The sequence below is a fragment of the Rhodobacter capsulatus genome, assembly GCF_005144475.1.
Taxonomy (GTDB): domain Bacteria; phylum Pseudomonadota; class Alphaproteobacteria; order Rhodobacterales; family Rhodobacteraceae; genus Rhodobacter; species Rhodobacter capsulatus_C.
On record NZ_SWJZ01000013.1, the window covers coordinates 45,367 to 67,022 of the forward strand.

At 68.3% G+C, this 21,656-nt stretch carries 18 protein-coding genes; 9 read left to right on the top strand and 9 right to left on the bottom strand.

The window, feature by feature from the left end; all coding sequences use genetic code 11:
• Positions 1-40 precede the first annotated feature (40 nt).
• From FBT96_RS04190 to FBT96_RS04205, 4 genes are all read right to left on the bottom strand, one after another.
• A complete protein-coding gene (locus FBT96_RS04190; RefSeq protein WP_136905088.1) occupies positions 41-760 on the bottom strand; it encodes a response regulator in 720 nt (239 codons plus the stop codon).
• A gap of 157 nt (positions 761-917) precedes the next feature.
• A complete protein-coding gene (locus FBT96_RS04195) occupies positions 918-2,687 on the bottom strand; it encodes a PQQ-dependent methanol/ethanol family dehydrogenase (RefSeq protein WP_136905089.1) in 1,770 nt (589 codons plus the stop codon).
• A 356-nt stretch (positions 2,688-3,043) separates the two neighbouring features.
• The gene (locus tag FBT96_RS04200; RefSeq protein ID WP_136905090.1) at positions 3,044-3,430 is read right to left on the bottom strand and encodes a c-type cytochrome; all 387 of its coding nucleotides are present in this window, start codon (positions 3,428-3,430) and stop codon (positions 3,044-3,046) included.
• Between the two features lie 113 nt (positions 3,431-3,543).
• Entirely contained in the window at positions 3,544-4,101 is a 558-nt protein-coding gene (locus tag FBT96_RS04205) for a tetratricopeptide repeat protein (protein WP_136905091.1), read from the bottom strand.
• 113 nt (positions 4,102-4,214) lie between these two features.
• Between FBT96_RS04205 and FBT96_RS04210 the strand changes: the two genes are divergently transcribed.
• From FBT96_RS04210 to FBT96_RS04230, 5 genes are read left to right on the top strand one after another with little or no spacing between them, the layout of a single operon-like run.
• Positions 4,215-5,384, top strand: coding sequence for an ABC transporter substrate-binding protein (locus FBT96_RS04210; protein ID WP_136905092.1), 1,170 nt, complete (start codon positions 4,215-4,217; stop codon positions 5,382-5,384).
• Complete coding sequence (locus FBT96_RS04215) at positions 5,381-6,343, top strand: YVTN family beta-propeller repeat protein (RefSeq protein ID WP_136905093.1); 963 nt, start codon at positions 5,381-5,383, stop codon at positions 6,341-6,343. Before FBT96_RS04210 ends, FBT96_RS04215 begins: the two co-directional genes overlap by 4 nt.
• 9 nt (positions 6,344-6,352) lie before the next feature.
• Complete coding sequence (locus FBT96_RS04220) at positions 6,353-6,778, top strand: cupredoxin domain-containing protein (protein ID WP_136905094.1); 426 nt, start codon at positions 6,353-6,355, stop codon at positions 6,776-6,778.
• On the top strand, positions 6,771-7,505 hold the full coding sequence (locus FBT96_RS04225) for an ABC transporter ATP-binding protein (RefSeq protein WP_136905095.1): 735 nt from the start codon (positions 6,771-6,773) through the stop codon (positions 7,503-7,505). Before FBT96_RS04220 ends, FBT96_RS04225 begins: the two co-directional genes overlap by 8 nt.
• Positions 7,502-8,305 carry an ABC transporter permease gene (locus tag FBT96_RS04230; protein WP_136905096.1) on the top strand — a complete coding sequence of 268 codons (804 nt, stop codon included), beginning with the start codon at positions 7,502-7,504 and terminating at the stop codon, positions 8,303-8,305. The genes FBT96_RS04225 and FBT96_RS04230 overlap by 4 nt, the downstream gene beginning before the upstream one ends.
• Before the next feature lie 226 nt (positions 8,306-8,531).
• On the opposite strand, the gene FBT96_RS04235 is transcribed toward FBT96_RS04230, so the two are convergent.
• Genes FBT96_RS04235 through FBT96_RS04245 form a run of 3 tightly spaced genes read right to left on the bottom strand, consistent with a single transcriptional unit; the run spans position 8,532 to position 10,929 of the window.
• Positions 8,532-9,125, bottom strand: a complete 594-nt coding sequence (locus FBT96_RS04235) for an ATP-binding cassette domain-containing protein (RefSeq protein ID WP_136905097.1) — start codon at positions 9,123-9,125, stop codon at positions 8,532-8,534.
• The gene (locus tag FBT96_RS04240; protein ID WP_346655934.1) at positions 9,122-9,949 is read right to left on the bottom strand and encodes an ABC transporter permease; all 828 of its coding nucleotides are present in this window, start codon (positions 9,947-9,949) and stop codon (positions 9,122-9,124) included. Before FBT96_RS04240 ends, FBT96_RS04235 begins: the two co-directional genes overlap by 4 nt.
• Entirely contained in the window at positions 9,949-10,929 is a 981-nt protein-coding gene (locus FBT96_RS04245) for an ABC transporter substrate-binding protein (protein WP_136905098.1), read from the bottom strand. The genes FBT96_RS04240 and FBT96_RS04245 overlap by 1 nt, the downstream gene beginning before the upstream one ends.
• A 200-nt stretch (positions 10,930-11,129) precedes the next feature.
• Here FBT96_RS04245 and pedF point away from each other — a divergent pair, with 200 nt between their 5' ends.
• Both pedF and FBT96_RS04255 read left to right on the top strand, forming a co-directional pair.
• Positions 11,130-11,813: a cytochrome c-550 PedF gene (gene pedF / locus FBT96_RS04250; RefSeq protein ID WP_136905099.1), complete on the top strand. Its 684-nt coding sequence runs from the start codon at positions 11,130-11,132 to the stop codon at positions 11,811-11,813.
• Positions 11,810-12,715: a substrate-binding periplasmic protein gene (locus FBT96_RS04255; protein WP_136905100.1), complete on the top strand. Its 906-nt coding sequence runs from the start codon at positions 11,810-11,812 to the stop codon at positions 12,713-12,715. The genes pedF and FBT96_RS04255 overlap by 4 nt, the downstream gene beginning before the upstream one ends.
• On the opposite strand, the gene FBT96_RS04260 is transcribed toward FBT96_RS04255, so the two are convergent.
• Both FBT96_RS04260 and FBT96_RS04265 read right to left on the bottom strand, forming a co-directional pair.
• The gene (locus tag FBT96_RS04260; RefSeq protein ID WP_136905101.1) at positions 12,712-13,563 is read right to left on the bottom strand and encodes an FAD:protein FMN transferase; all 852 of its coding nucleotides are present in this window, start codon (positions 13,561-13,563) and stop codon (positions 12,712-12,714) included. The two genes, FBT96_RS04255 and FBT96_RS04260, sit on opposite strands and share 4 nt — an antisense overlap.
• Positions 13,560-15,608: a 4Fe-4S binding protein gene (locus FBT96_RS04265; protein WP_136905102.1), complete on the bottom strand. Its 2,049-nt coding sequence runs from the start codon at positions 15,606-15,608 to the stop codon at positions 13,560-13,562. Before FBT96_RS04265 ends, FBT96_RS04260 begins: the two co-directional genes overlap by 4 nt.
• 175 nt (positions 15,609-15,783) lie before the next feature.
• Between FBT96_RS04265 and FBT96_RS04270 the strand changes: the two genes are divergently transcribed.
• Both FBT96_RS04270 and FBT96_RS04275 read left to right on the top strand, forming a co-directional pair.
• Positions 15,784-19,212: a transglutaminase family protein gene (locus FBT96_RS04270; protein ID WP_136905103.1), complete on the top strand. Its 3,429-nt coding sequence runs from the start codon at positions 15,784-15,786 to the stop codon at positions 19,210-19,212.
• A gap of 20 nt (positions 19,213-19,232) precedes the next feature.
• Positions 19,233-21,656, top strand: coding sequence for a circularly permuted type 2 ATP-grasp protein (locus tag FBT96_RS04275; protein ID WP_136905104.1), 2,424 nt, complete (start codon positions 19,233-19,235; stop codon positions 21,654-21,656).

Consider the following 21,656-nt stretch of genomic DNA (forward strand, 5'->3'; position numbering starts at 1 on the left):
CTCCTCCTGCCGCTTTGGCATTTCAACTTCCGCGCGCATCCTACGGCTTGCGCCAGCCTTCCGGCAAGGGCGCATTGATCTGCGCCTCGCGCGCCAGCAGCACGGCCTGGGTGCGCGAATAGACGCCCAGCTTGCGCATGATCGCCGTCACATGCGCCTTGACCGTGGTTTCGGCAATCGACAGGTCATAGGCGATCTGCTTGTTCATCTTGCCCGCGCAGATCTGTTCCAGGATGTTCGCCTGTTGCCGGGTCAGCAGGCTGAGGCGGCGAATGGCCTCGTCCTGCGGGCTCATGCCGTCGCCGGTGGCAAGGCTGTCGCCGGTCGATTCCGGCACGAAGATTTCGCCGCGCGCGATGGCGGCAAAGGCGGCGCGGAACAATTCCCGGCGCGAATGCTTCGGCACGAAGCCCGCCGCCCCCGCCGAGATCGCGGCGCGGATCACCCGCGGATCGTCGATCGAGGACACCACCACGATGGGCATGTCGGGCGCGGCCTGGCGCAGCCGCATCAGCCCGTCCAGCCCGTTCACATCGGGCAGGTTCAGATCCAGCACCAGCACGTCGGCGGGCGCCCCCGCGGCGGTCTCGACGCGGATCAGCGCGGTTTCCAGACTGTCGGCGCTGGCGATCTCCTCGATCCCGGCCACCGCCTGCAGCGTCATCGCCAGCGCGTCGCAAAACAGCGGGTGGTCATCGACGATCAGCGCCGAGCGGAAATCGGTGCGCGGGCTGGCGGCGGCGGCGGGTTCCGGGGTCATCGGGCCTGTCCTGTCTCTCTCCGCCCCCTGGGCGATAAGTGTCTCTCCACCCTAACAATCATAGCGCCGCCCCCGTATTGTCCAATGGTCGCATTGGCCCGGCGCAGGCAAAGGGCGCCCGGGGTCCCCCGGACGCCCCCTTTCTGTGAGGCTCCCCTCAGTTGACCGAGGCGAGCTGTTTCGGCAGCCGGAAGGTCCAGACCGTGCCGCCCTGGTTCAGATAGTTGACGCGCTTGGCCACTTCGCCGCCCCAAAGCGGCACCGCGCCGCCCCAGCCCGAGATGATCGAGACATATTGCTCGCCGTCCTGTTCCCAGGTGATCGGCTGGCCGACGATGCCCGAGCCGGTCTGGAACGACCAGAGCTTTTCGCCGGTCTCGGCGTCCAGCGCCATGAACTCGCCCTCGGGGTTGCCGGTGAAGACCAGCTTGCCCGCGGTGGTCATCACGCCCCCCCAAAGCGGCGCGTCATTCTTGTATTCCCATTTCACCGCGCCCGTGTTCGGGTCGATCGCCTTGAGCGAGCCGATGTAATCTTCGAACAGGGGCTTGATCGTGAAGCCCGCGCCCAGATAGGCCGCGCCCTTCTTGTAGGTGATCGGCTCGTTCCAGATGTCCATGCCCCATTCGTTCGAGGGGACGTAGAACAGGCCCGTGGTCTGGCTGTAAGCCATCGGCATCCAGTTCTTGCCGCCAAGGAAGCTCGGCACGGCAAAGATCTGCTGGCCCTTGCCGCCCTCGGCCGCGGCATCGGGGGCGCCGGGGCGGTTGTCCTCGTTGTAGATCGGGCGACCGGTTTCATCGATGCCCTTGGCCCAGGTGATGTTCTTCACGAAGGGCCAGGCGTTGACGAATTTGCCGTCCGCGCGGTTGAGCACATAAAAGAAGCCGTTGCGGTCGGCCGTGGCAAAGCGCTTGTTGCCGTCCTTGTCGACAAAGCCCACGACCTCGTTCACGCCGTCGAAATCCCAGCCCTCGCGCGGGGTGGTCTGGAAGTGCCACTTGATCTCGCCCGTCGCCGGGTCGATCCCCACGCGCGAGGCGGCGTAAAGGTTGTCACCCTTGTTGCCCTCGGTCGGCGTGCCCGCATTGCGCAGATGGCTGTTCCAGGGGGCGGGGTTGCCCGCGCCGAAGATCAGCGTGTCGGTCTCGGCATCATAGCTGCCGCCCAGCCAGGTGGCGCCGCCGCCGGTCTTCCACAGATCGCCCGGCCAGGTCGCATTCAGCGTGCCCGTCATCGTCGAGGGCTTGCCGTTCAGCGTGCCGACATGCCCCTCGATCATCGGCCGGGTCCAGACCAGCTCGCCCGTCTCCGCATTGCGCGCCTGCACCTCGCCGACGATGCCGAATTCGCCGCCCGAATTGCCGGTGATGACCAGCCCGTTCACGATCAGCGGCGCGGCGGTGTAGCTGTAGCCTTCCTTGTAATCGGCGATCTTCTTGTTCCACTTGACGTCGCCGGTCTTGCGATCCAGCGCGACGATGCGGGCGTCGAGCGTGCCGAAATAGACATTGTCGCCATAGATCGCGGCGCCGCGGTTGATCACGTCGCAGCAGGGCAGGATGCCCTCGGGCAGGCGGGCGTCGTATTGCCAGAGTTCCTTGCCGGTGTGGATGTCGATCGCGTAAAGCCGCGAATAGGACCCGGTGATATACATGACGCCGTCATAGACGATCGGCTGGCTTTCCTGGCCGCGCTGCTTCTCGCCGCCCAGGCTGAAGGCCCAGGCGGGCATCAGGTTCTTGACGTTGTCGCGGTTGAGCGTGGCAAGCGGGCTGAACCGCTGCAGATCGCGCCCCATGCCGTTCGTCACCACGTCGCCCGCGGTCTGCTGGTCATTGCGCAGATCGTCCTCGGTCACGCCCCCCGCCTGCGCGGTGCCGAAACATGTCAGGGCCACCACCGCGGCCAGAACGAAACGGTTCATCTGTCGTATTCCTCCCTGTTGTCCCGCGCCGCCCCGCAAAGGTCTGATCACGGCTTCGCGAAGTATCGGCGGGGGCGGCGGCGGCGGGTATTGTCCATTGGTCTTACGACCCCCGTGGCGCCGACGGGCCGAGGCCATCGCCGAGGCCTGCGGGACCTTTGCCCCGGGACCGCCGAGGGCCCAAAGGCCCTCGGGCAGCGCCCGCCCCGCCCATGGCGGGCGCTTCTCGCCCGCCGGGCCGGGCGCTGCCCTCTGTCGCGCCCGGGGAAACGGTCTTGTCACCGCCGCTGCGACACGGGCGGGGAAAGGCGATGCCTTTCCTGATCCGCCCGAAACGGGACCGAACCGAAGCCGTCTCAGGGCTTCAAACTGGCCAGATATTCGACGATGAAATCCTGCACCGTCGGATCGGTGATGCCGACATGGCGCATCTTCGTGCCGGGCACGAGCTGGTCATTCGCCTCGATCCAGGCGCGGATCGCCCCCTTGGTCCAGACGAAGCCTGCCGCCTGCAGCGCCTTCGAATAGGGATAGCCGGGGAACGACCCGGCGCGGCGCCCGACAACGCCTTCCAGCAGCGGACCGTAACTTTTCTTGTCGGCCTCGACCGAATGGCAGCGGTGGCAGTTGGCGTCGAAGAACTGCCGCCCGGCGTCGATCTTGATGCGCTCGGTCGGGTCCGCCTGCGCGCCAGAGGCAAGGGCCGCGGCCAGCACGGCGGCAAGGATGAAACGTTTTCTCATGGCCAACTCTCCTGATCATTCGGCGCCAGTCTATTCCGCTTGCCGCACCCTCGGTTGATCCGCATCAAACGCGCCATTGGACTTTGGTCGCAGGGAAGGCCGAAACCGGCGCCTCAGCCCTGCGGCAGGTACCGCGCCTCGTCGGCATCGGGGGTGACTTCGCGCCAATCGTAGCCCGCGCGCTGCAGCCGTTGCGCATCGCCCAGACCCGCCGCCGCCGCCCGATCGACATACTGCCGCCCCGCCGCCGGGTCGCGCGCAACGCCGCGCCCGCGCAACAGATCAAGACCGCGGTTGAACAGCCCGACCGGATCGCCCGCCGCAGCGGCCTGCCGGTTCCATTCGGCCGCCGCCGCCGGATCCTCGGGACCGCCGAGCCCGTTGTCGTCGAGCTGGCTCATCCAGGTCATCGCCCCGGTCCAGCCGCGTTCGGCACAAAGCCCGAACACCGCGCGCGCCGCGCCATGATCGCCCGATTTCGTCATGAAATACCCGCTCGCGCAATGGGTCATCGAGGTCTCGCCCCGCCCGACATCGCGCAACACACGATCCAGGCTCATCTCGGGCGGGTTCAGATCACCCTGCCCGACCGCCTCGGCCCCCGCCTCCTCAGCCTGAACCGGCGCAGCCAGCGCCAGCATCAGCCCGGCGCACAGAAGCATCTTTCGCATCATCCCCTCCGGGCTTTTGCGCAGGCTAGCACGCGGCCCGATGCGCCCGCCTTAGACCTTGGTCGTATTGCGCCCGCGCGCCGGGGCGGGAAGCCTGAGCCCGGGGGGAAACCATGAAAAACCTTGTCGCATCCGCAGCCCTGATGCTGGCCTGCACGCCGCTCGCCGCCGAGACGGTCCGGCTGGACTGGCTGGAACGGCAGCTGACGCCGCCGCCGGTGCTGTCGAACCTGACCGGCGATCCGCCCGATCTGGGCCTTGCGGGGGCGCGGCTCAGCCTTGCCGATATCGCGACGACGGGGAAATTCCTCAAGATCGACTGGGAGTTGCACGAAACCGTCGTGCCCCCCGAAGGCGATTTCCTGGCCGCGGCGCAAAAGACGCTGGCGGCGGGCGCCCGGGTGCTGATCGTGCGCGCACCGGCCGCCGATCTGCTCGCGCTCGCCGATCTGCCCGAGGCGGCGGGGGCGCTGATCTTCAACACCGCCGCGCCCGAGCCGCGGCTGCGCAACGAGGACTGCCGGGGAAATGTGCTGCACACGCTGCCGTCAACCGCGATGCGGACCGATGCGCTGGCGCAGCAATTGCGGGCGAAACGCTGGGAGAGCCTCGCGCTGATCACCGGCCCGCAGCCCGAGGACCGCGCCTTTGCCGTGGCGCTGAAAGCCAGCCTGACGAAATTCGGCCTGACGCTTGCGGGCGAAAAGGACTGGCCGCTCACCGCCGACATGCGCCGGTCCGGCGCGGCCGAAGTGCCCCTGTTCACGCAAGACCTGCCCGAGCATGACCTGCTGCTTGTGGCCGACGAACGCGGCGATTTCGCCCGTTACATCCCCTTCAACACCTGGTTGCCCCGCCCGGTCGCGGGCTCCGAGGGGCTGACGGCGAAAGGCTGGACCGAGGTGGTCGAGGATTACGGCGCGGCGCAGCTGCAAGTGCGCTTTCGCCAGACCGCAAGCCGCCCGATGCAGGACGCGGATTTCTCGGCCTGGGTCGCCATCGCCGCGATTTCGGACGCGCGCACCCGGGCGGGCACCGCCGATCCCGCCACGCTGCGCAGCTTCCTGATCTCGGACAAGGCGCGGATCGCCGCCTTTCTGGGCCAGCCCGTCAGCTTCCGCCCCTGGGACGGGCAGATGCGCCAGCCGATGCCCTTGGTGACCGAGCGCGCCGTGGTGGCGATGGCCCCGCTGGAAGGGTTCCTGCACCAGACGAACGAGCTTGACACGCTGGGCAGCGACCGCCCCGAAACCCTGTGCAAAGCCTTCGGAGCCACGCCATGATCCGCGCCCTTTTGCTGACGACCCTGCTGACCACGCCCGCGATGGCCGATGAAATCTGGGTGACGAACGAATCCGACGACACGGTGAGCGTGATCGACGTCGCCACATTGGCGGTCACGAAAACCTATCCCACCGGCGAACGCCCGCGCGGCATCACCTTTTCACGCGATTTCAAACGGCTCTACATCTGCGCCTCGGACAGCGACGCGGTGCAGGTGATGGACCCGGACACCGGGGCGATCTTGCATGACCTGCCCTCGGGCGAGGACCCCGAGCAATTCGTGCTCGCCCCCGATGACCGGCTTTTGTACATCGCGAACGAGGATGACGCGATCACCACCGTCGTCGACACGCAAAGCCGCGCCGTGGTGGCGCAGATCGATGTCGGCGTCGAGCCCGAGGGGATGGGGATTTCCCCCGACGGCAAGCTGCAGGTGACGACCTCGGAAACCACCAACATGGCGCATTGGATCGACACCGCGACGCATCGGATCGTCGCGAACACGCTGGTCGACAGCCGCCCGCGGCATGCGGAATTTTCTCCCGATGGCGCCGAACTGTGGGTGAGTTCCGAAATCGGCGGCACGGTGACGGTGTTCGATACCGCGACGCAGACCGAGAAGGGCAAGATTTCCTTTGAAATTCCGGGCGTGCGGCCGGAAAAGCTGCAGCCCGTGGGGATGAGGTTCTCGCCCGATGCGACGCGGGTTTTCGTGGCGCTTGGCCCCGCCAATCATCTGGCCGTGGTCGATGCGAAGACCCTGCAGGTCGAGCGCTACATCATGGTCGGCCGCCGCGTCTGGCACATGGCGCTTTCGCCCGATCAGACCCGGCTTTTCACCACGAACGGGGTTTCAGGCGATGTGACGGTGATCGACCTCGCCTCGCTTGAGCCCCTCGCCACGATCAAGGTCGGCCGCTTCCCCTGGGGGGCCGCCGCCCGCCCGACCCCGAAATAAGGAGATCCGATGCGCCTGTTCCCGCTGCTGCTGGCCCTTGCCCTGGCCACCCCGGCCTTGGCCGAAGATGACGACGCCCCCGCCGGGCTTCTGGCGGGACCGAACAAACAGACCCTGCCCGAGGTGGTGCTGTCGGTCGGCGAGCCCCTGGGCGGGCCCTGGGCGCTGAAATCGGGCCGCTATTACGAGGTCGAGATCACCGCCGACGGCTCGGGCGAGATCGGGCTTTCGGGGGGAGATTTCTTCCGCGCGATCTGGGTCGACGAGGTGGTGATCGAGGGGCTGGAAATCCGCCCGATGGGGCTGCATTCGATCGAATTCGATCAGGCGGGCACGATGGAGATCGGCTTCGTCGCGGTGAAGCCCGGGTCTTATGTGCTTGAAATCCCGGGCGCAAAGGGGGCCGATCAGCGGCTGGCGATCACCATTGACTAGCCCCGCCCCCGCCGTTGCCCTTTCCGTTGCGGGACTGTCCCACCGCTGGGGCGCGAAGACCGCGCTCGACGCCGTCAGCTTCACCCTGCCCGCGGGGCGGTTCTGCGCGCTTCTCGGCCCGAACGGGGCGGGGAAATCGACCTTGATGGCGGTGCTGACCGGGTTGATCCGGCCGCGCCCCGGCGTCGTCACCGTGGCGGGGGTGGACATGGGCCGCGCCCCGCGCGCGGCGCTGGCCGGGATCGGCGTGGTGTTCCAGCAGCCGACGCAGGATCTGGACCGGACGGTGGCGGCGAACCTGCGCTATTTCGCGGCGCTGCAGGGGCTGACGCGCCCCGAGACCGAGGCCCGGATCGAGGAGGCGCTGACCCGGCTTGGCATGGCGGAACGGGCGGGGGAAAAGGTCGGCAAGCTCAACGGCGGGCATCGGCGGCGGATGGAGATTGCCCGCGCGCTGCTGCACCGGCCGCGGCTTTTGCTGCTGGACGAGCCGACGGTGGGGCTGGATGCGCCCGCCCGCGCGGCGATCACCGCGCATGTGCATGATCTGGCCGCAACCGGCATCAGCGTGCTTTGGGCGACGCATCTGGTCGATGAGCTGCGCGACACGGATGCGATGGTGCTTTTGCATCGCGGCCGGGTGGCCGCCACGGGTCAGGTCGGGCCGCTGCGGGGCGAAACGCCCCTGCCCGACTGGTTCCTGTCGCACACAAGGACCGCCGCATGAGGGCCGCCACCACCAGAGCCCTGCGCGCCGCGGGGGCGATCCTGTCGCGCGAACTGGCCCGTTTCCTCACCCAGCGCGAACGCTTTCTGGCGGCGCTGGTGCGCCCGCTGGTGTGGCTCTTCGTCTTTGCCGCGGGCTTTCGCGCCGCTTTGGGCATGTCGATCATTCCGCCCTATCGCACCTATATCACCTATGAAACCTACATCGCGCCGGGGCTGTGCGGGATGATCCTGCTGTTTTCCGCCATGCAAAGCGCGCTCTCGCTGGTCAATGACCGCGAAAGCGGCACGATGCGGCTGATGCTGACCGCGCCCTGGCCGCGCTGGTTCCTTCTGGGGGCGAAACTGGTCGCCGGGGCGCTGGTCGGGCTGGTGCAGGTGGCGGTCTTTCTGGGCATCGGCTGGGTTTACGGCATCCATCTGCCGCCGCTCGGCTATCTGGCCGCCCTGCCCGCGCTGCTTCTTTCGGGGCTGATGCTGGGATCGCTCGGCCTGCTTCTGTCCGCCCGGATCAGGCAGCTGGAGAATTTCGCCGGGGTGATGAATTTCGTGATCTTCCCGATGTTCTTCCTGTCCTCGGCGCTTTACCCGATCTGGAAGATGCAGGAGGCCTCGCCCGCTCTCGCCTGGATCTGCCGTCTCAACCCCTTTACCCATGCGGTCGAGCTGATCCGGTTTTCGCTTTATCTGCAAGGCAATGCGCTGTCGCTGGCGGTGACGGCGGGGGCCGCGGCGGTGTTCTTCGCGCTGGCGCTTTGGGGCTATGAACCGGCGCGGACACGGCCGCCGAGGGGGGAGTGACTTGCCTTGGCCGAGGCCATCGCCGAGGCCCCGCGGGACATTGGCCCCCTGACCGCCGAGGGCCCCAAAGGCCCTCGGCCTGCGCCCGCCCCGCCCATGGCGGGCGCATTCGCGCCGCCGGGGCGGAGCGCAGGCCTCTGTCCCGCTTGGGGAAACGGTCGTGCCGCGGCTGTTGCGATACGGGCGGGGAAAGGCAGTGCCTTTCCTGATCCGCCCGAAACCGCGCTCACCCCTCGCTCAGCCGCGCCGGACGGCCCGTCAGCCGCGCCCGCCGCGTCGCCAGCCGATCAAGCTCCAGCGCCGCATGCGAGGCCAGCACCACCGCCGGGCGCGTCTCGGCGATCAGATCTGCCGTCAGCTCGAGCAGTTCCTCGACCCGCCCGGCATCGAGCGACACGAAAGGCTCGTCCAGAATAAGCAGCTCAGGCCGCGCCGCAAAGGCCCGCGCCAGCCCCACCCGGCGCGCCTGCCCCAGCGACAGCTGCCCCGGCCAATGCGCGCCATAGCCCGCCAGACCGACGCGCGAAAGCCAGGCCTCGGCGGTTGCAGCATCGACCCCGGTCGGCAGGATGATATTGTCCACCACCCGCCGCCAGGGCATCAGATTGGGCTCCTGAAACACCATCGCGCGGCGGCTTGGCCCCTGCAGCGCGCCGCGAAATTTCGTGTCCACCCCGGCCAGGATGCGCAGCAGCGTCGATTTGCCAGACCCCGAGGGCCCCGCGATGCCCAGCACCTCGCCCGGTTCGACCCGCAGGCGCAGCGCGCCCAGAATGACCGTCTCGCCAAAGCGCTTTTCCGTCAGATCAAGCGCGATCATTCCCGCCTCCAGCGGTTCGCCCGCACCGAAAGCGGCGCGAGGATCAGCCATTCCACGGCCAGCATCACGCAGACGAAAGCCGCCGCCCAGGCGAGCACCCCGGCAATGTCGAACATCTGGAAATTCAGATGGATGCGAAAGCCGATCCCGTTCGAGCGGCCCAGGAATTCGACCACCAGCACGACCTTCCAGATCAGCGAAAGCCCCGCCCGCGCGGCGGCGATCAGATGCGGCATCAGCTGCGGAATGAGGATGTGGCGGTGGCGCGCCACAAAGCCCATGCCGAAGACGCGGGCCATTTCCGACAGGGCCGGATCGCGCGCCCGCACGCCTTCGCGCAGGATCACCGCCACCAGCGGCACCTTGTTCAAGGCGACGGCGGTGATCGCCGCGGTCTCGTTCAACCCGATCCAGAGGTAGCACAGCACGATCAGCACCAGCGCCGGGATGTTGTTCCAGATCGTCAGCCAGGGGTCGAACCAGTCGTTCAGCCGCCGCGACAGGCCCAGCACGATCCCCAGGACCGTCCCCCCCAGCATCGCCAGCCCGAAGGACGTCACCACCCGCAAAAGCGTCGCGCCCAGATCGGGCAGCATCTTGCCCGAAACGATCCCCTCGGCCAGTTCCGGCAAGACCTGCTGCGGCCCGGGCGCATGGGACGGATCGCCCAGCACCGCCGCGATCGCCGCCCAAAGCAGCAGCGCCGCCAGGATCGAGACCGCCACGCGCCCGACCGCGCGCCATTCCCGCCCGCCCGGCACGACAGGAGGGGCGGTGATCGCCCCCCCCGCGACGGGTTGCGGCTTGCGCGCCATGCTGGCCATCAGTTCGTCAGGAACGTGCCCGGGGGCAGGTCCCGGACCGGGCCCAGAAGCTCCTCGCCGCCAATCCCGGCCATCAGCTTCAGCATCTTGTCGGCCGCGGCCGCATCGACCGGCGCCTCGGTCGGAATGCCCGCCCGATAGCCCGCCACCAGCGCCAGATATTGCGCGTCGGATGTCGCATTCATGATCTCGCGCAGCCGGGCAAAGGCGGCGTCATCGCTTGCCAGCAACGCCTTGGCCGCCTTTGAAGCCGCGCGCAGACCGGCCACCGCGGCGGGCTTGTCCTGCGCGAGTTTCTCCGAAAAGACATAGCCCAGAAGCGGCGTTTCCGGATCCAGCCCCAGCGCCGTCGCCGCGTCAGAGGTCGAGACCAGCGTCTCCATCCCCCGCGCCTGCATCTTGGCGCCGAAATGCCAGAAGTTGATCGCCGCATCGACCTCGCCCGAAAGCGCGGCCTCCATGATCAGCGGCGGCGCGCCGAAGACCTGCTCGGTCTCGGCCGCCAGATCGAGGTTGAACGTCTGCAGCGCATAGGCGCGCAGGATCAGCCAGCTCTTGTCCAGCGGCCCGCCCGCGATGCCGATCTTTTTCCCTTTCAGATCCGTCAGATCCACGATCCCCGCTTGCGGCCGGACCAAAAGCCCGCCGACCGCGCGCGAATAGGGGATGAAGGTGAAATCCCTGCCCTCGGCACGCATCCGCGCAACCCAGAACCAGTCGGTCACGATCGCCTCGGCCGCGCCCCCCTGCAGCGCCACCTCGGCGGCGGGGTTGCCCGCGACGGCCAGCACCTGCAGCCGGAACCCGTTCGCCCGGTCCAGACCGTAATGCCGGATCGTGTCGAGTTCCCAGTTCACGGTGCCGCCTTCCAGCGCCGCCACGGTCAGCACCGGAAGATCCTGCGCCCGCGCGGGGGCGACCCCGGCCAGCATCGCCGCAAGACCGCAGGCCAGCGCGGCCCGGCGCGTCATTCTGATCATCGTGTCCTCCCTCGTTCGGTGCGCAGAGGCTAACCGCGCCCCCCCGGCCTTCCTATTAGACCAATGGCCAATACGCCCCCGACCGCGGCTGGGGCAGGATCGCGGCAGACCCCCGCCCCCCCCCCCGACCAAGGTCGAATGGCAGCGGACGGGCCCGCGCCGTTACCACCTTGGCAGCACCGATCGTTAGGGAGAGAGAGATGCTCGACGTCCGCAACCGCCGTTTCCTTGCGGCCCTGCTGCTGGCCGGTCTTCCGGGGCCGCTCTTTGCACATGGCGACGTGGCGCCGCAGCCGGTGAACACCGACGCGCTGCCCGAGGTGGGCGAGGAATGGCTGACCGAAAACCCCTATCGCGCCGATGCGGCGGGCGAGGAGGTCTGGAAGGCGGCGGTGAAGATCGGCGATTCCGGCTTCAACCAGAATTGCGCGCGCTGCCATGGGCTGGGCGCGGTTTCGGGGGGTCTTGCGCCGGATCTGCGCTTCCTCGAGGCCGAGGAATATGGCGATGAATGGTTCGCCGAGCGGTTCCAGCACGGCTACACTCAGGACGGCACGACGAAGATGCCCGCCTTTGGCCCGGTGCTGGGGCAAAAGGCCGGCTGGGCGATCCGCACCTATATCGAGACCCGGCCCGAGGACGGGGCGCTTGACAGCCACACCGACCGGCTGCGGGCGATCGTCGCCGATCTGGAGGCGGGCACGGCGGACGGGGTGGCGGTCAAGGAGGAGCTGCAACAGATCAATTCCGGGGTGAAGACCTTTTCCGGGGCGCCGGTGGCCGACAGCACGGTCAGCCGCGCCGCCGAGGTGCTGAGCGCGGACAAGGCCAGTTTCAAGCACGCGGCCGAGCTGCTGACGCTGGGCCTGTCGGCGGCGAAATGACCCTGTCGGCGCGGATCTGGACCCTGGTTTTGCTCTGCGGGCTTGCCGCTCTGGCGCCGCTTGCGGCGCTGGCCGCCTGCGAGGGGCTGCCCCCCGAACAGAAGCTGCAAAACAGCCCGGCGCAGGACATCGGCCGCAGCCTGGACCGCATCCGCGAGGAGGGCTGGATCGAGGTGGCGCTGTATGAGAACTACAAGCCCTGGTCCTGGGTGGAGGGCGGTCGGCCGCGGGGCATCGATGTCGAGATCGCCCGGCTGATCGCCGCCGATCTGGGGGTGACGGCGCGGATCCGGCTGGTGCAACCGGGCGAGACGCTGGATGCCGATCTGCTGAACTATGTCTATCGCGGCGCGGCGGTGGGCGGGCATGTCTCTGATCTCATGGGCCATGTGCCCTATGACGTCGAGTACGCCTGCCGCTTCGATCAGGTCGTCTTCACCGGCCAATATGCGACCGAGCGGCTGGCGATCGCCTATGACATCGCAAGCTACCCGGACAAGCCGCCGGTGCCTGCGGTGTTTCGCTACGATCCGGTGGGGGTCGAGAATGACTCGCTTTCGGATTTCTTCCTGACCTCGGTCGCGCATGGGGCGACGGCGGACAAGGTGCATCGCTACAAGACCACGGGCGCGGCGATGGCGGGGCTGGCGGCAAATCAGGTCAGCGCGGCGATGGGGCCGCGGGCCGAGATTGAGGCCCATCTGGCCCCCGGCCTTGCCGTGCATGAGCCGCCGCTGCTGGGACTGGCACGGCAAAGCTGGACGCTGGGCGTCGCGCTGTCCTTTCAGCATCGCGACCTTGGCTATGCGGTCGATGATGCGATCGCGGCGGCGCTGGCCGATGGCCGGATCGCGCGGATCTTTGCCGATCACGGGATCAGCTTCGAGGCGCCGGCGCGTTAGACCAGCGTCTCGAAATTGCCCTCGAAATCCACCGCCGTCACCGCGCGCAGCCGCAGCCTTTGCGCCGCGGCGATGATCTCGTCGCGCCGCATCAGCACGAAGGCGGTCGAGGCGGCATCGCAGAGCGTGGCCGAAGCGCCCGCCACCGTCACCGTCGAGAAGCGCGGAATTTGTCCATGCGGGCCAAGGATATGGCTGCCCCCCGGAAAGGGCATCGCGGCGGGCGAAGATGTCGCCATCGCCCCGCCCGAAAGCATCCGCGTTGCCACCAGCCCGGCTTCGGGGTCTGCGATGCCCAGCCGGAACGGCCCGCCCAGGGCGCGAAACTCGCCCATGTCGATCAGACAATCGCCAAGCCCCGCCCGCGCGCAGATCCCGGCCACCGCATCGGCGCCATGCCCCTGCGCGATGCCGTTGAGCGTCAGCGCCTGCCCGCGCGACAGCACGATGTCCCGCCCGATCTGCACCCGGTGCAGGCCGATCGCGGCGCGCGGCAGCAGCGGATCGCGGCCCTCGGCCAGCGCAAGCCAAAGCGGCTGCACCGTCGGATCGAAGGCCCCGCGCGTCAGGTCATGCACGCGCCGGGCCGCCGCCAGCACGGACCGCATCCGGTCAGAGCCGGGACCGCGGCCGGTCGCATTCAGCCGGGTCAATTCGCTGTCGCGGAAAAGCGAAAACGTCGCCTCGATCGCGGCGATCTCGGCGCGGATCTCGGCCAGCGGCAAGGCTCCGGGCGCGGTGATCCGCAGATCGGCGCCAAAGGCCTGACCGGTCCAGGTCTCGGCCCGTGCGCCTTGGGCGATCAGCGCCGCCCCCGCGATGATCTGCAAGAACCGACGCCGCTTCATGCCGCCCTCCGCGCCCGTTTCGCCGCGAGCACCAGAGGCACGCAGCGGCTTTTGTCATCATGGATCGCCACACAGTCAAGACACTGGAAACACTCGGAATAGCGGATCTCGCCCGTGGGTTTGATCGCGCCATAGCTGCAGCGCACCTTGCACAGCTGGCAGGGCGTGCCGCAGTCCGCCCGCCGCGGGATGAAGGCGCGCAGCCGCATCAGCCCCCCAAGCCGCATCACCGCGCCCAAGGGGCAGAGCGAGCGGCAAAAGCCCTTGAACCAGACCATCGACACCGCGATCCAGCCAATCGCCCAGATCAGATAGGGCCAGCTGCGGTCGAAATGCAGGGTGATCGCGGTCTTGAAGGGCTCGATTTCCGCCGCCGCTTCCGCATGTTGGGGGGCAAGGAAGGCCACAGCGATGAGTCCAGTTGCCGCAATCGGACCGGTCCAGAGCAGCGCCCGGGCGAGGCTTGCGGGCGGCTCGATCCGTGGCAGGCGCATGAGCCGCCCGGCGTGATGGGCGAGTTCCTGCATCGCCCCAAAAGGGCAGAGCCAGCCGCAAAAGAACCCCCGCCCCCAAAGCAGGAAGCCGATCCCTGCCGCCGCCCAGACCGCCAGTCCGAAAGGATCATAAAGCAGCACGTCAAGCCCGCCCGCGACCAGCCCGCGCGCGACGGCCATCACCGTGACGATGGAAAGCTGGCCCTGCCCCCAGAAGCCGACAAAGCCGATGACGACGGCGAGGATCGTCAGCCGCACCGGGGTGAAGGCGCGCAGCCCCGCCAGCCGCGATTGCGCCGAAAGCGCCGCCATCAACAGAGCCAGAAACCCGCCCAGCGCCCAAAGATCGGCGGCGCGATTGCGCAGCGCCACGTGAAAGGGGCTGAGCCGGTCGGGCGCGGCGGGACGCAGGAAAAACCGCTCGGGCGTCTGCAGCGTGAGCGGAAAATGCGCCGAGCCGACCTCGGCCTGAAACATCCCGTGTTCGCGCACGGCCTGCAGCCGCAGCTCCCACGGCCGGGTCGGATCGAAGCCCAGACGGCGGTCGAGCCGCACCACCATCTTCGTCGCCTCGGACAGCTCCGGCGGCAGAGCGGCGGCCAGTTCCGGCAGGATATCGGCATCGCGCAGCACCAGCGGCAGGCCGTCCTGCACCGCCGTCAGCCGGTCGGGCGCGGTGTTGCGCACGAAAGCCTCGGAGACCAGCCCATGCTGCCCCGCCTCGATCAGCAGGAACAATTCGTCCTCTGGCGCGCGGGCGGTGAAGCGGGCGATCTCGGCCAAAGTCTCGGGGGCCAGCACGGCACGGGCCAGCGCGGGCGGGCCAAGGTCGACAGCGTAAAGGTCGATGAAGGGCGCGTCAGGGTCGCCGCCCGCGCCATCCTGCGCCCATTTCGTGCCCGCAAAGGCCGCGACGAGCTGCGCCCCGGTCACCTGCAACCGGCCAACAAGCCCCTGATCCAGAAGATCTTTCCACGACAGGGCCTCGTCATGCGCAAGATCGGGCCTTGGCGCGGGCCCCGCCGCCACGCCCTGCATCTTGTCGCGCGCGACGGCCAGCGTCGCCGCCAGGATCGAGTCATGCGCGATCCGCACCGAGGCCGTCGCCTTCGTCACCCCGTCAAGATAGACATTGTCCGAGGCCGTGCCCCCCGCGCCATAGGGCGTGCCGACGACCAGCGGCTCGGTGATCGCATGGCCGCGATATTGTTCCAGAAAAGCCCGGAACGGCGCCTCGCCCAGACCCGACACGAAGATCGGCTCGTTTTGCCGCAGCAGCCGCACGTCGATGAACCGCCCCTCGCGGTCAAGCAGGACAAGCAGGTCGATGGGCGCCCCGGAAAACCCGGGCAAGGGCGCCAGGGGTTCGGTTTCAAAGACAAATCCCGCCTCGCCTCCGCCCGAATTCAAAAGCGTCCAGACGCCCTTGTCATTCACCGGCGCCCCAAGTTCATAGGGCGCCAGGATCAGCGCGGAAAGCGCATCGCGCGTCAGCACCTCCGCGCAAAGCGGGGTCGCGAAGGCCAGCCAAAGAAGCAGGAACCGGATCATGCCGCAACTGTGCTTGAGCCGGGACAGGCTGCCTATTCGACCTTGGTGCAAGATGCGCGGCGCCCAATTTTCGGGCAGTTGCCCGGAAAACGCCGCCCGCCCCGCGGCCGGGGCCGGTTTCCCATGGCATCCGCCGCCCGGCTTCCTACAGTCGGGGCAACACGGGGGGAAGACCATGGCGATCCACGCATCCATCCATCACCTGACGCATTATGTCTACGACCGCCCGGTGAGTTTGGGGCCGCAGATCATCCGGCTGCGCCCGGCGCCGCAGTCGCGCACGCGGGTGATTTCGCACAGCCTCAAGGTTTCGCCCGGCGGCCATTTCGTGAACCACCAGCAGGACCCCTATGGCAACTGGCTGGCCCGCTTCGTCTTTCCCGAGCCGGTGACCGAGTTCAAGATCGAGGTCGATCTGGTCGCCGACATGACGGTCTACAACCCGTTCGATTTCTTCCTTGAGGAGACGGCCGAGACCTGGCCCTTTGCCTACCCCGAGGATCTGCGCGACGATCTGTCGATCTACCGCACGCCCGAGCCCGAGGGGCCGCATCTGGCCCAATTCATCGGCACGGTCGATTTCACCCAGACCCGCACCGTTGATTTTCTGGTGGCGCTGAACGCCCGGATCGCGCGGGAAATCCGCTACACGATCCGCATGGAGCCCGGGGTGCAGACGCCCGACGAGACGCTGGGGCTGGCCTCCGGCTCGTGTCGGGACAGCTCGTGGCTGCTGGTGCAGGTGCTGCGGAATCTGGGCTTTGCCGCCCGCTTCGTCTCGGGATACCTCATTCAGCTGGCCCCCGATGTGAAAGCGCTGGATGGTCCTTCGGGGACCGAGGTCGATTTCACCGATCTTCACGCCTGGGTCGAGGTCTTCCTGCCCGGTGCCGGTTGGGTGGGGCTTGACCCGACCTCGGGGCTTTTGGCGGGCGAAAGCCATATCCCCTTGGCGGCGACGCCGCATTACCGCAATGCCGCGCCGATTGCCGGGGGCTTCACCGCGGCGGGCACGCCCGAGACGCGCTTTGCCTTTGACATGACGGTCAAGCGGGTGGCCGAGCATCCGCGCATCACCAAGCCCTTCTCGGACGCGGCCTGGGACCGGCTGAATGCGCTCGGCCACCGGGTCGATGACGCCTTGCGGGCGGGCGATGTGCGCCTGACGATGGGGGGCGAGCCGACCTTTGTTTCGGTCGATGATTTCGAGACGCCGGAATGGAACACCGAGGCCGTCGGGCCCCAAAAACGCGCCTTGGCCGATGATCTGATCCGCCGGTTGCAGGCCCGCTTCGCGCCGGGGGGGTTCCTGCATTACGGGCAGGGCAAGTGGTATCCGGGCGAGAGCCTGCCGCGCTGGACCTTTTCGCTGTACTGGCGCCACGACGGCGCGCCGGTCTGGCGAAACCCCGATCTGATCGCGCGGGAAAACGCCGCGACGGGGGTCGGCCCCGCCGAGGCCGGGCGCTTCATGGAAAGCTTTGCCACGCATCTGGGGCTCGATCCGATCTTCGCCCAGCCCGCCTATGAAGACCCGGGCGAGTGGATCCTGAAAGAGGCGAACCTGCCGCCGAATGTCAGCCCGGAAAACCCGAAGCTGAAGAACCCCGAGGACCGCGCCCGCTATGCCCGCGTCTTCAACCGCGGCCTGACCGAACCCTCGGGCTTCGTGCTGCCGATCCAGCCCTGGCAGGGCCGGGCCGAGGGGCGGCGCTGGCGCTCGGAACTGTGGAAGCCGCGGCGCGGGCATCTGTTCCTCGTGCCGGGGGACAGTCCGGTGGGGTTCCGCCTGCCGCTCGGCGCGCTGCCCCATGTGGCCGCCGAGGCCTATCCCTATTCCTATCCCGCCGATCCGACCATCGAGGTCGGGCCGCTGCCGGATTTCAGCGCCGCCATTGCGGAACGGCGCGCGAAGATCCAGGCCGAGATCGACCGGCTGGCCGCCGAGGAAGCGGCGGAACGCGCGGCCTTCCTGCCTGCGGTCAGCCCTGAACATCAGCAGAAATCCACCCGGACCGAGAGCGATCCGACCGAGCGGGGGGCGCTTTTGGCGCAGGGCGCCGATCCGGCGACGGGCGCGGTGCGGACCGCGATCGCGATCGAGCCGCGCGACGGGCGGCTGTGTCTCTTCATGCCGCCCTGCGACACGCTGGAAGATTACCTTGACCTGATCGCCAGCGCCGAGGCGACGGCGGCCGAGCTGAACCTGCCCATCCATATCGAGGGTTACGCGCCGCCACAGGATCCGCGGCTCAATGTGATCCGCGTCGCCCCCGATCCCGGCGTGATCGAGGTGAACATTCACCCCGCGCACAGCTGGGACGAGTGCGTCGCCACGACCGAGGCGATCTATGCCGAGGCGCGGCTCTCGCGTCTTGGCGCCGACAAGTTCATGATCGACGGGCGCCACACCGGCACCGGCGGCGGCAACCATGTCGTCGTGGGCGGCGCGACACCCAATGACAGCCCGTTCCTGCGCCGCCCAGACCTTTTGAAATCGCTGATCCTGATCTGGCAGCGCCACCCCTGCCTGTCTTACCTGTTCTCGGGCCTGTTCATCGGGCCGACGTCGCAGGCGCCGCGGATCGACGAGGCGCGGCATGACACGCTTTACGAACTCGAAATCGCGCTCGCGCAGATCGGCGATCCGGTCCATGGCGGCAACCTGCCGCCGCCCTGGCTCATCGACCGGCTGCTGCGCAACATGCTGATCGACGTCACCGGCAACACCCATCGCGCCGAGATCTGCATCGACAAGCTGTATTCCCCCGATGGCCCGACCGGCCGTCTGGGTCTGGTCGAATTCCGCGGCTTCGAGATGCCGCCCCACCCCCGGATGAGCCTGGCGCAGCAACTGCTGATCCGGGCGCTGATCGCGCGCTGCTGGAACGCCCCCGTCACCGGCCGCCCGGTGCGCTGGGGCACGGTGCTGCATGATCGCTTCATGCTGCCGCATTACCTGTGGGAAGATCTGCTCGCCCTGCTTTCCGATCTGCGCGCGCATGGCTTTGACTTCGACCCGGTCTGGTTCGAGGCGCAATCGGAATTCCGCTTCCCCTTCTGCGGCCAGATCGAGGCCGAAGGGGTGCATCTGGAACTGCGTCAGGCGCTGGAACCCTGGCATGTGCTGGGCGAGACCGGGGCGATCGGCGGCACCGTGCGCTATACCGACAGCTCGGTCGAGCGGCTGCAGGTGAAGCTCACAAGCCTGCATCAGGACCGCTATACGGTGATGTGCAACCGCAGACCCGTCCCGATGACGCGCACGGGCACCGCGGGGACCTCCGTCGCAGGCGTCCGCTTCAAGGCCTGGCAACCGCCCGCCGCGCTGCATCCGACGCTGCCGGTGAACACGCCCCTTGTGTTCGACATCTACGACCGCTGGTCGGGCCGGGCTTTGGCGGGCTGCACCTATCACGTCGCCCATCCGGGCGGGCGCAATTACGACACCTTCCCGGTCAATGCGAACGAGGCCGAGGCGCGCAGGCTGGCGCGCTTTGAGCCGCATGGCCACAGCCCCGGCGCCTATGCCCCCGCCCCCGAGACGCCGCACCCGGAATTTCCGCTGACCCTTGACCTGCGCCGTCCCATCGGGCTTGAGTGAGGCTCAAGCCCCGGTGCCCCATGACCCAGACGCCCCCGCCCCATCCTGCGAAGGACCTTTTTGCCAATTACCGGCTCTCGCCCGGGGTGGCGGATGAATTGTTCGACGCGCGGGGGCAGATGCGCCCGGTCTGGAAGCGCTTTGTCGAGCGCTTCGCCCGGCTGAGCCCCGCCGAGATCACCGCGCGGTTCGAACGCGCCGATCAATATCTGCGCGATGCCGGCGTCTTTTTCCGGCAATATTCCAATGACCCGCTGGCGGAACGGGAATGGCCGCTCTCGCATATTCCGGTGATCCTGCATGAAACGGAATGGGAGACGATCTGCGCCGGGCTGCGGCAGCGCGCGGACCTGCTCGAAGCCGTCATGGCCGATCTTTACGGCCCCGGGCGGCTGGTCACCGAGGGCCATCTGCCCGCGGAGCTGATCGCCGGGTCACGGCAATGGCTGCGCCCGATGGTCGGCATCACCCCGCGCGGCGGCCATTTCCTGCATGTGCTGGCCTTTGAAATCGGCCGCGCCCCGGATGGGCGCTGGTTCGTGCTGGGGGATCGCACGCAGGCGCCCTCGGGGGCGGGCTTTGCGCTGGAAAACCGCATGGCGACGGGCCGCATCTTTCCCGAACGCTTCCCGCGCGCGCATATCCACCGGCTGGCCGGGTTCTTCGGCACCTTCCGCGCCGCGCTGGAGCGGCTGGCGCAGGCGCCGGGCGGGCGCGAACGGGCGGCGGCGATCCTGACGCCGGGCCCCTCGAACGACACCTATTACGAACACACCTATATCGCCCGCTATCTGGGTCTGATGCTGCTCGAGGGCGAGGATCTGCTGGTGCAGGACGGTCAGGCCATGGTCCGCACGATCGAGGGGCCGCAGCCGCTTGGGGTGCTGTGGCGGCGCATCGATGCGGCCTTTGCCGATCCGGTCGAACTGGATGCCACCAGCCAGATCGGCACCCCGGGTCTGGTCGAGGCGATCCGGGCGGGCAATCTGGCGCTGGTGAACGCGCTTGGCTCGGGCGTGATGGAGATGCGGGCGATGATGGCCTTTCTGCCGCGCATCTGCGAGGTGCTGCGCGGCCAGCCGCTGAAGATCCCAAATATCGCGACCTGGTGGTGCGGCGGCGCCGAGGAACGCGCCTTCGTGCGCGACCATGCCGACCGGATGATGATCGGCTCGGCCTATGCCTGCGATCTGCCCTTCGATCTGGGCGCGGCGACGGCGCTGGGCGGCACGCTGCGCGGCTCGGCCCGGGCGTCGATTTCCGACTGGCTGGAGGCCGAGGGGCAGATGCTGGTGGGACAGGAGGCGGTGACGCTGTCCACCACCCCCGCCTGGGTCGAAAGCGGCACCGGCGCGAACCGGATCGAGCCGCGGCCGATGACGGTGCGGGTCTTTGCCGCCCGCGATGCGACCGGCAACTGGACCTTCATGAAGGGCGGCTACGCCCGCATCGGGCGGTCTGGCGACACCACGGCGCTGGCGATGCAGCGCGGCGGGGCGGTGGCCGATGTCTGGGTCGTCGCCGACCGGCCGGTGCGGCAAGACAGCCTCTTGCCGCGGCCGGAAAAGGGCGTGCGCCGGGCAAGCCACGGCATCCTGCCCGCGCGCTCGGCCGACAATCTCTACTGGCTTGGCCGCTATGTCGAACGCACGGAAGACGCGATCCGGCTCATTCGCGCCTATCACCTGCGCCTGGCCGCCACCGACAATGCCGAGGACGCGCGGCTGCGGCTTCTGCGCGGCTTCCTTGCGGGCTATGGCATCACCACCACCCAGCCGGTGCCGAGCGCGCTGATCGACCGGATCGAGGCCGCCCGCGGTTGCGCCGCCAAGGTCCGCGACCGGTTTTCGACCGACGGCTGGACCGCGCTGGCCGATCTGGCCCGCACCGCGCGGTCCATGAGCCAGACCGCGAAACCGGGCGATGACGCCGCCCGCGCGATGTCGGTTCTGCTGCGCAAGATCACCGGCTTTTCCGGCCTTGTGCATGAAAACATGTATCGGTTTTCGGGTTGGACCTTCCTGTCCTTTGGCCGCGCGCTCGAACGCACCGATGCGCTGGCGGCGGTTCTGGCGACCTTTGCCGATGCCAAGGCGCCCTCGGGCTGTCTGGATATCGCGATCGAAGTGGCCGACAGCGTGATCACGCACCAGCGCCGCTACCGCATGGAACGCTCGCGCGAGACGGTGGTCGATCTGCTGGCGCTGGACGGCGACAACCCGCGCGCGATCCTGTTTCAGATCGCGCGGATGCGGGCGCTCGCCGCCGATCTGCCGCATGCGCGCGACAACGGGCGCCTCGCGGCGCTGTCGCGCGCCATCGTGCCGATCGAGAGCCTGCTCTCGGTCGTCCCCCCCGAGGAGATCACCACGCACCGGCTGCAGACCCTGCGCGCGGAAGTGGGTGAAATCTCGGATCTCGTGACGCAAAGCTATCTGGGGTAG

Excerpts from the sequence above, each read along its gene's own strand:
- FBT96_RS04260 (WP_136905101.1), bottom strand. The coding sequence starts at position 13,563 with ATGAAGCGGCGTCGGTTCTTGCAGATCATCGCGGGGGCGGCGCTGATC.
- FBT96_RS04275 (WP_136905104.1), top strand. The coding sequence starts at position 19,233 with ATGACCCAGACGCCCCCGCCCCATCCTGCGAAGGACCTTTTTGCCAAT.
- FBT96_RS04255 (WP_136905100.1), top strand. The coding sequence starts at position 11,810 with ATGACCCTGTCGGCGCGGATCTGGACCCTGGTTTTGCTCTGCGGGCTT.
- FBT96_RS04245 (WP_136905098.1), bottom strand. The coding sequence starts at position 10,929 with ATGATCAGAATGACGCGCCGGGCCGCGCTGGCCTGCGGTCTTGCGGCG.
- pedF (WP_136905099.1), top strand. The coding sequence starts at position 11,130 with ATGCTCGACGTCCGCAACCGCCGTTTCCTTGCGGCCCTGCTGCTGGCC.
- FBT96_RS04240 (WP_346655934.1), bottom strand. The coding sequence starts at position 9,949 with ATGGCCAGCATGGCGCGCAAGCCGCAACCCGTCGCGGGGGGGGCGATC.
- FBT96_RS04265 (WP_136905102.1), bottom strand. The coding sequence starts at position 15,608 with ATGATCCGGTTCCTGCTTCTTTGGCTGGCCTTCGCGACCCCGCTTTGC.
- FBT96_RS04190 (WP_136905088.1), bottom strand. The coding sequence starts at position 760 with ATGACCCCGGAACCCGCCGCCGCCGCCAGCCCGCGCACCGATTTCCGC.
- FBT96_RS04220 (WP_136905094.1), top strand. The coding sequence starts at position 6,353 with ATGCGCCTGTTCCCGCTGCTGCTGGCCCTTGCCCTGGCCACCCCGGCC.
- FBT96_RS04215 (WP_136905093.1), top strand. The coding sequence starts at position 5,381 with ATGATCCGCGCCCTTTTGCTGACGACCCTGCTGACCACGCCCGCGATG.
- FBT96_RS04205 (WP_136905091.1), bottom strand. The coding sequence starts at position 4,101 with ATGCGAAAGATGCTTCTGTGCGCCGGGCTGATGCTGGCGCTGGCTGCG.
- FBT96_RS04210 (WP_136905092.1), top strand. The coding sequence starts at position 4,215 with ATGAAAAACCTTGTCGCATCCGCAGCCCTGATGCTGGCCTGCACGCCG.
- FBT96_RS04235 (WP_136905097.1), bottom strand. The coding sequence starts at position 9,125 with ATGATCGCGCTTGATCTGACGGAAAAGCGCTTTGGCGAGACGGTCATT.
- FBT96_RS04195 (WP_136905089.1), bottom strand. The coding sequence starts at position 2,687 with ATGAACCGTTTCGTTCTGGCCGCGGTGGTGGCCCTGACATGTTTCGGC.
- FBT96_RS04230 (WP_136905096.1), top strand. The coding sequence starts at position 7,502 with ATGAGGGCCGCCACCACCAGAGCCCTGCGCGCCGCGGGGGCGATCCTG.
- FBT96_RS04200 (WP_136905090.1), bottom strand. The coding sequence starts at position 3,430 with ATGAGAAAACGTTTCATCCTTGCCGCCGTGCTGGCCGCGGCCCTTGCC.
- FBT96_RS04270 (WP_136905103.1), top strand. The coding sequence starts at position 15,784 with ATGGCGATCCACGCATCCATCCATCACCTGACGCATTATGTCTACGAC.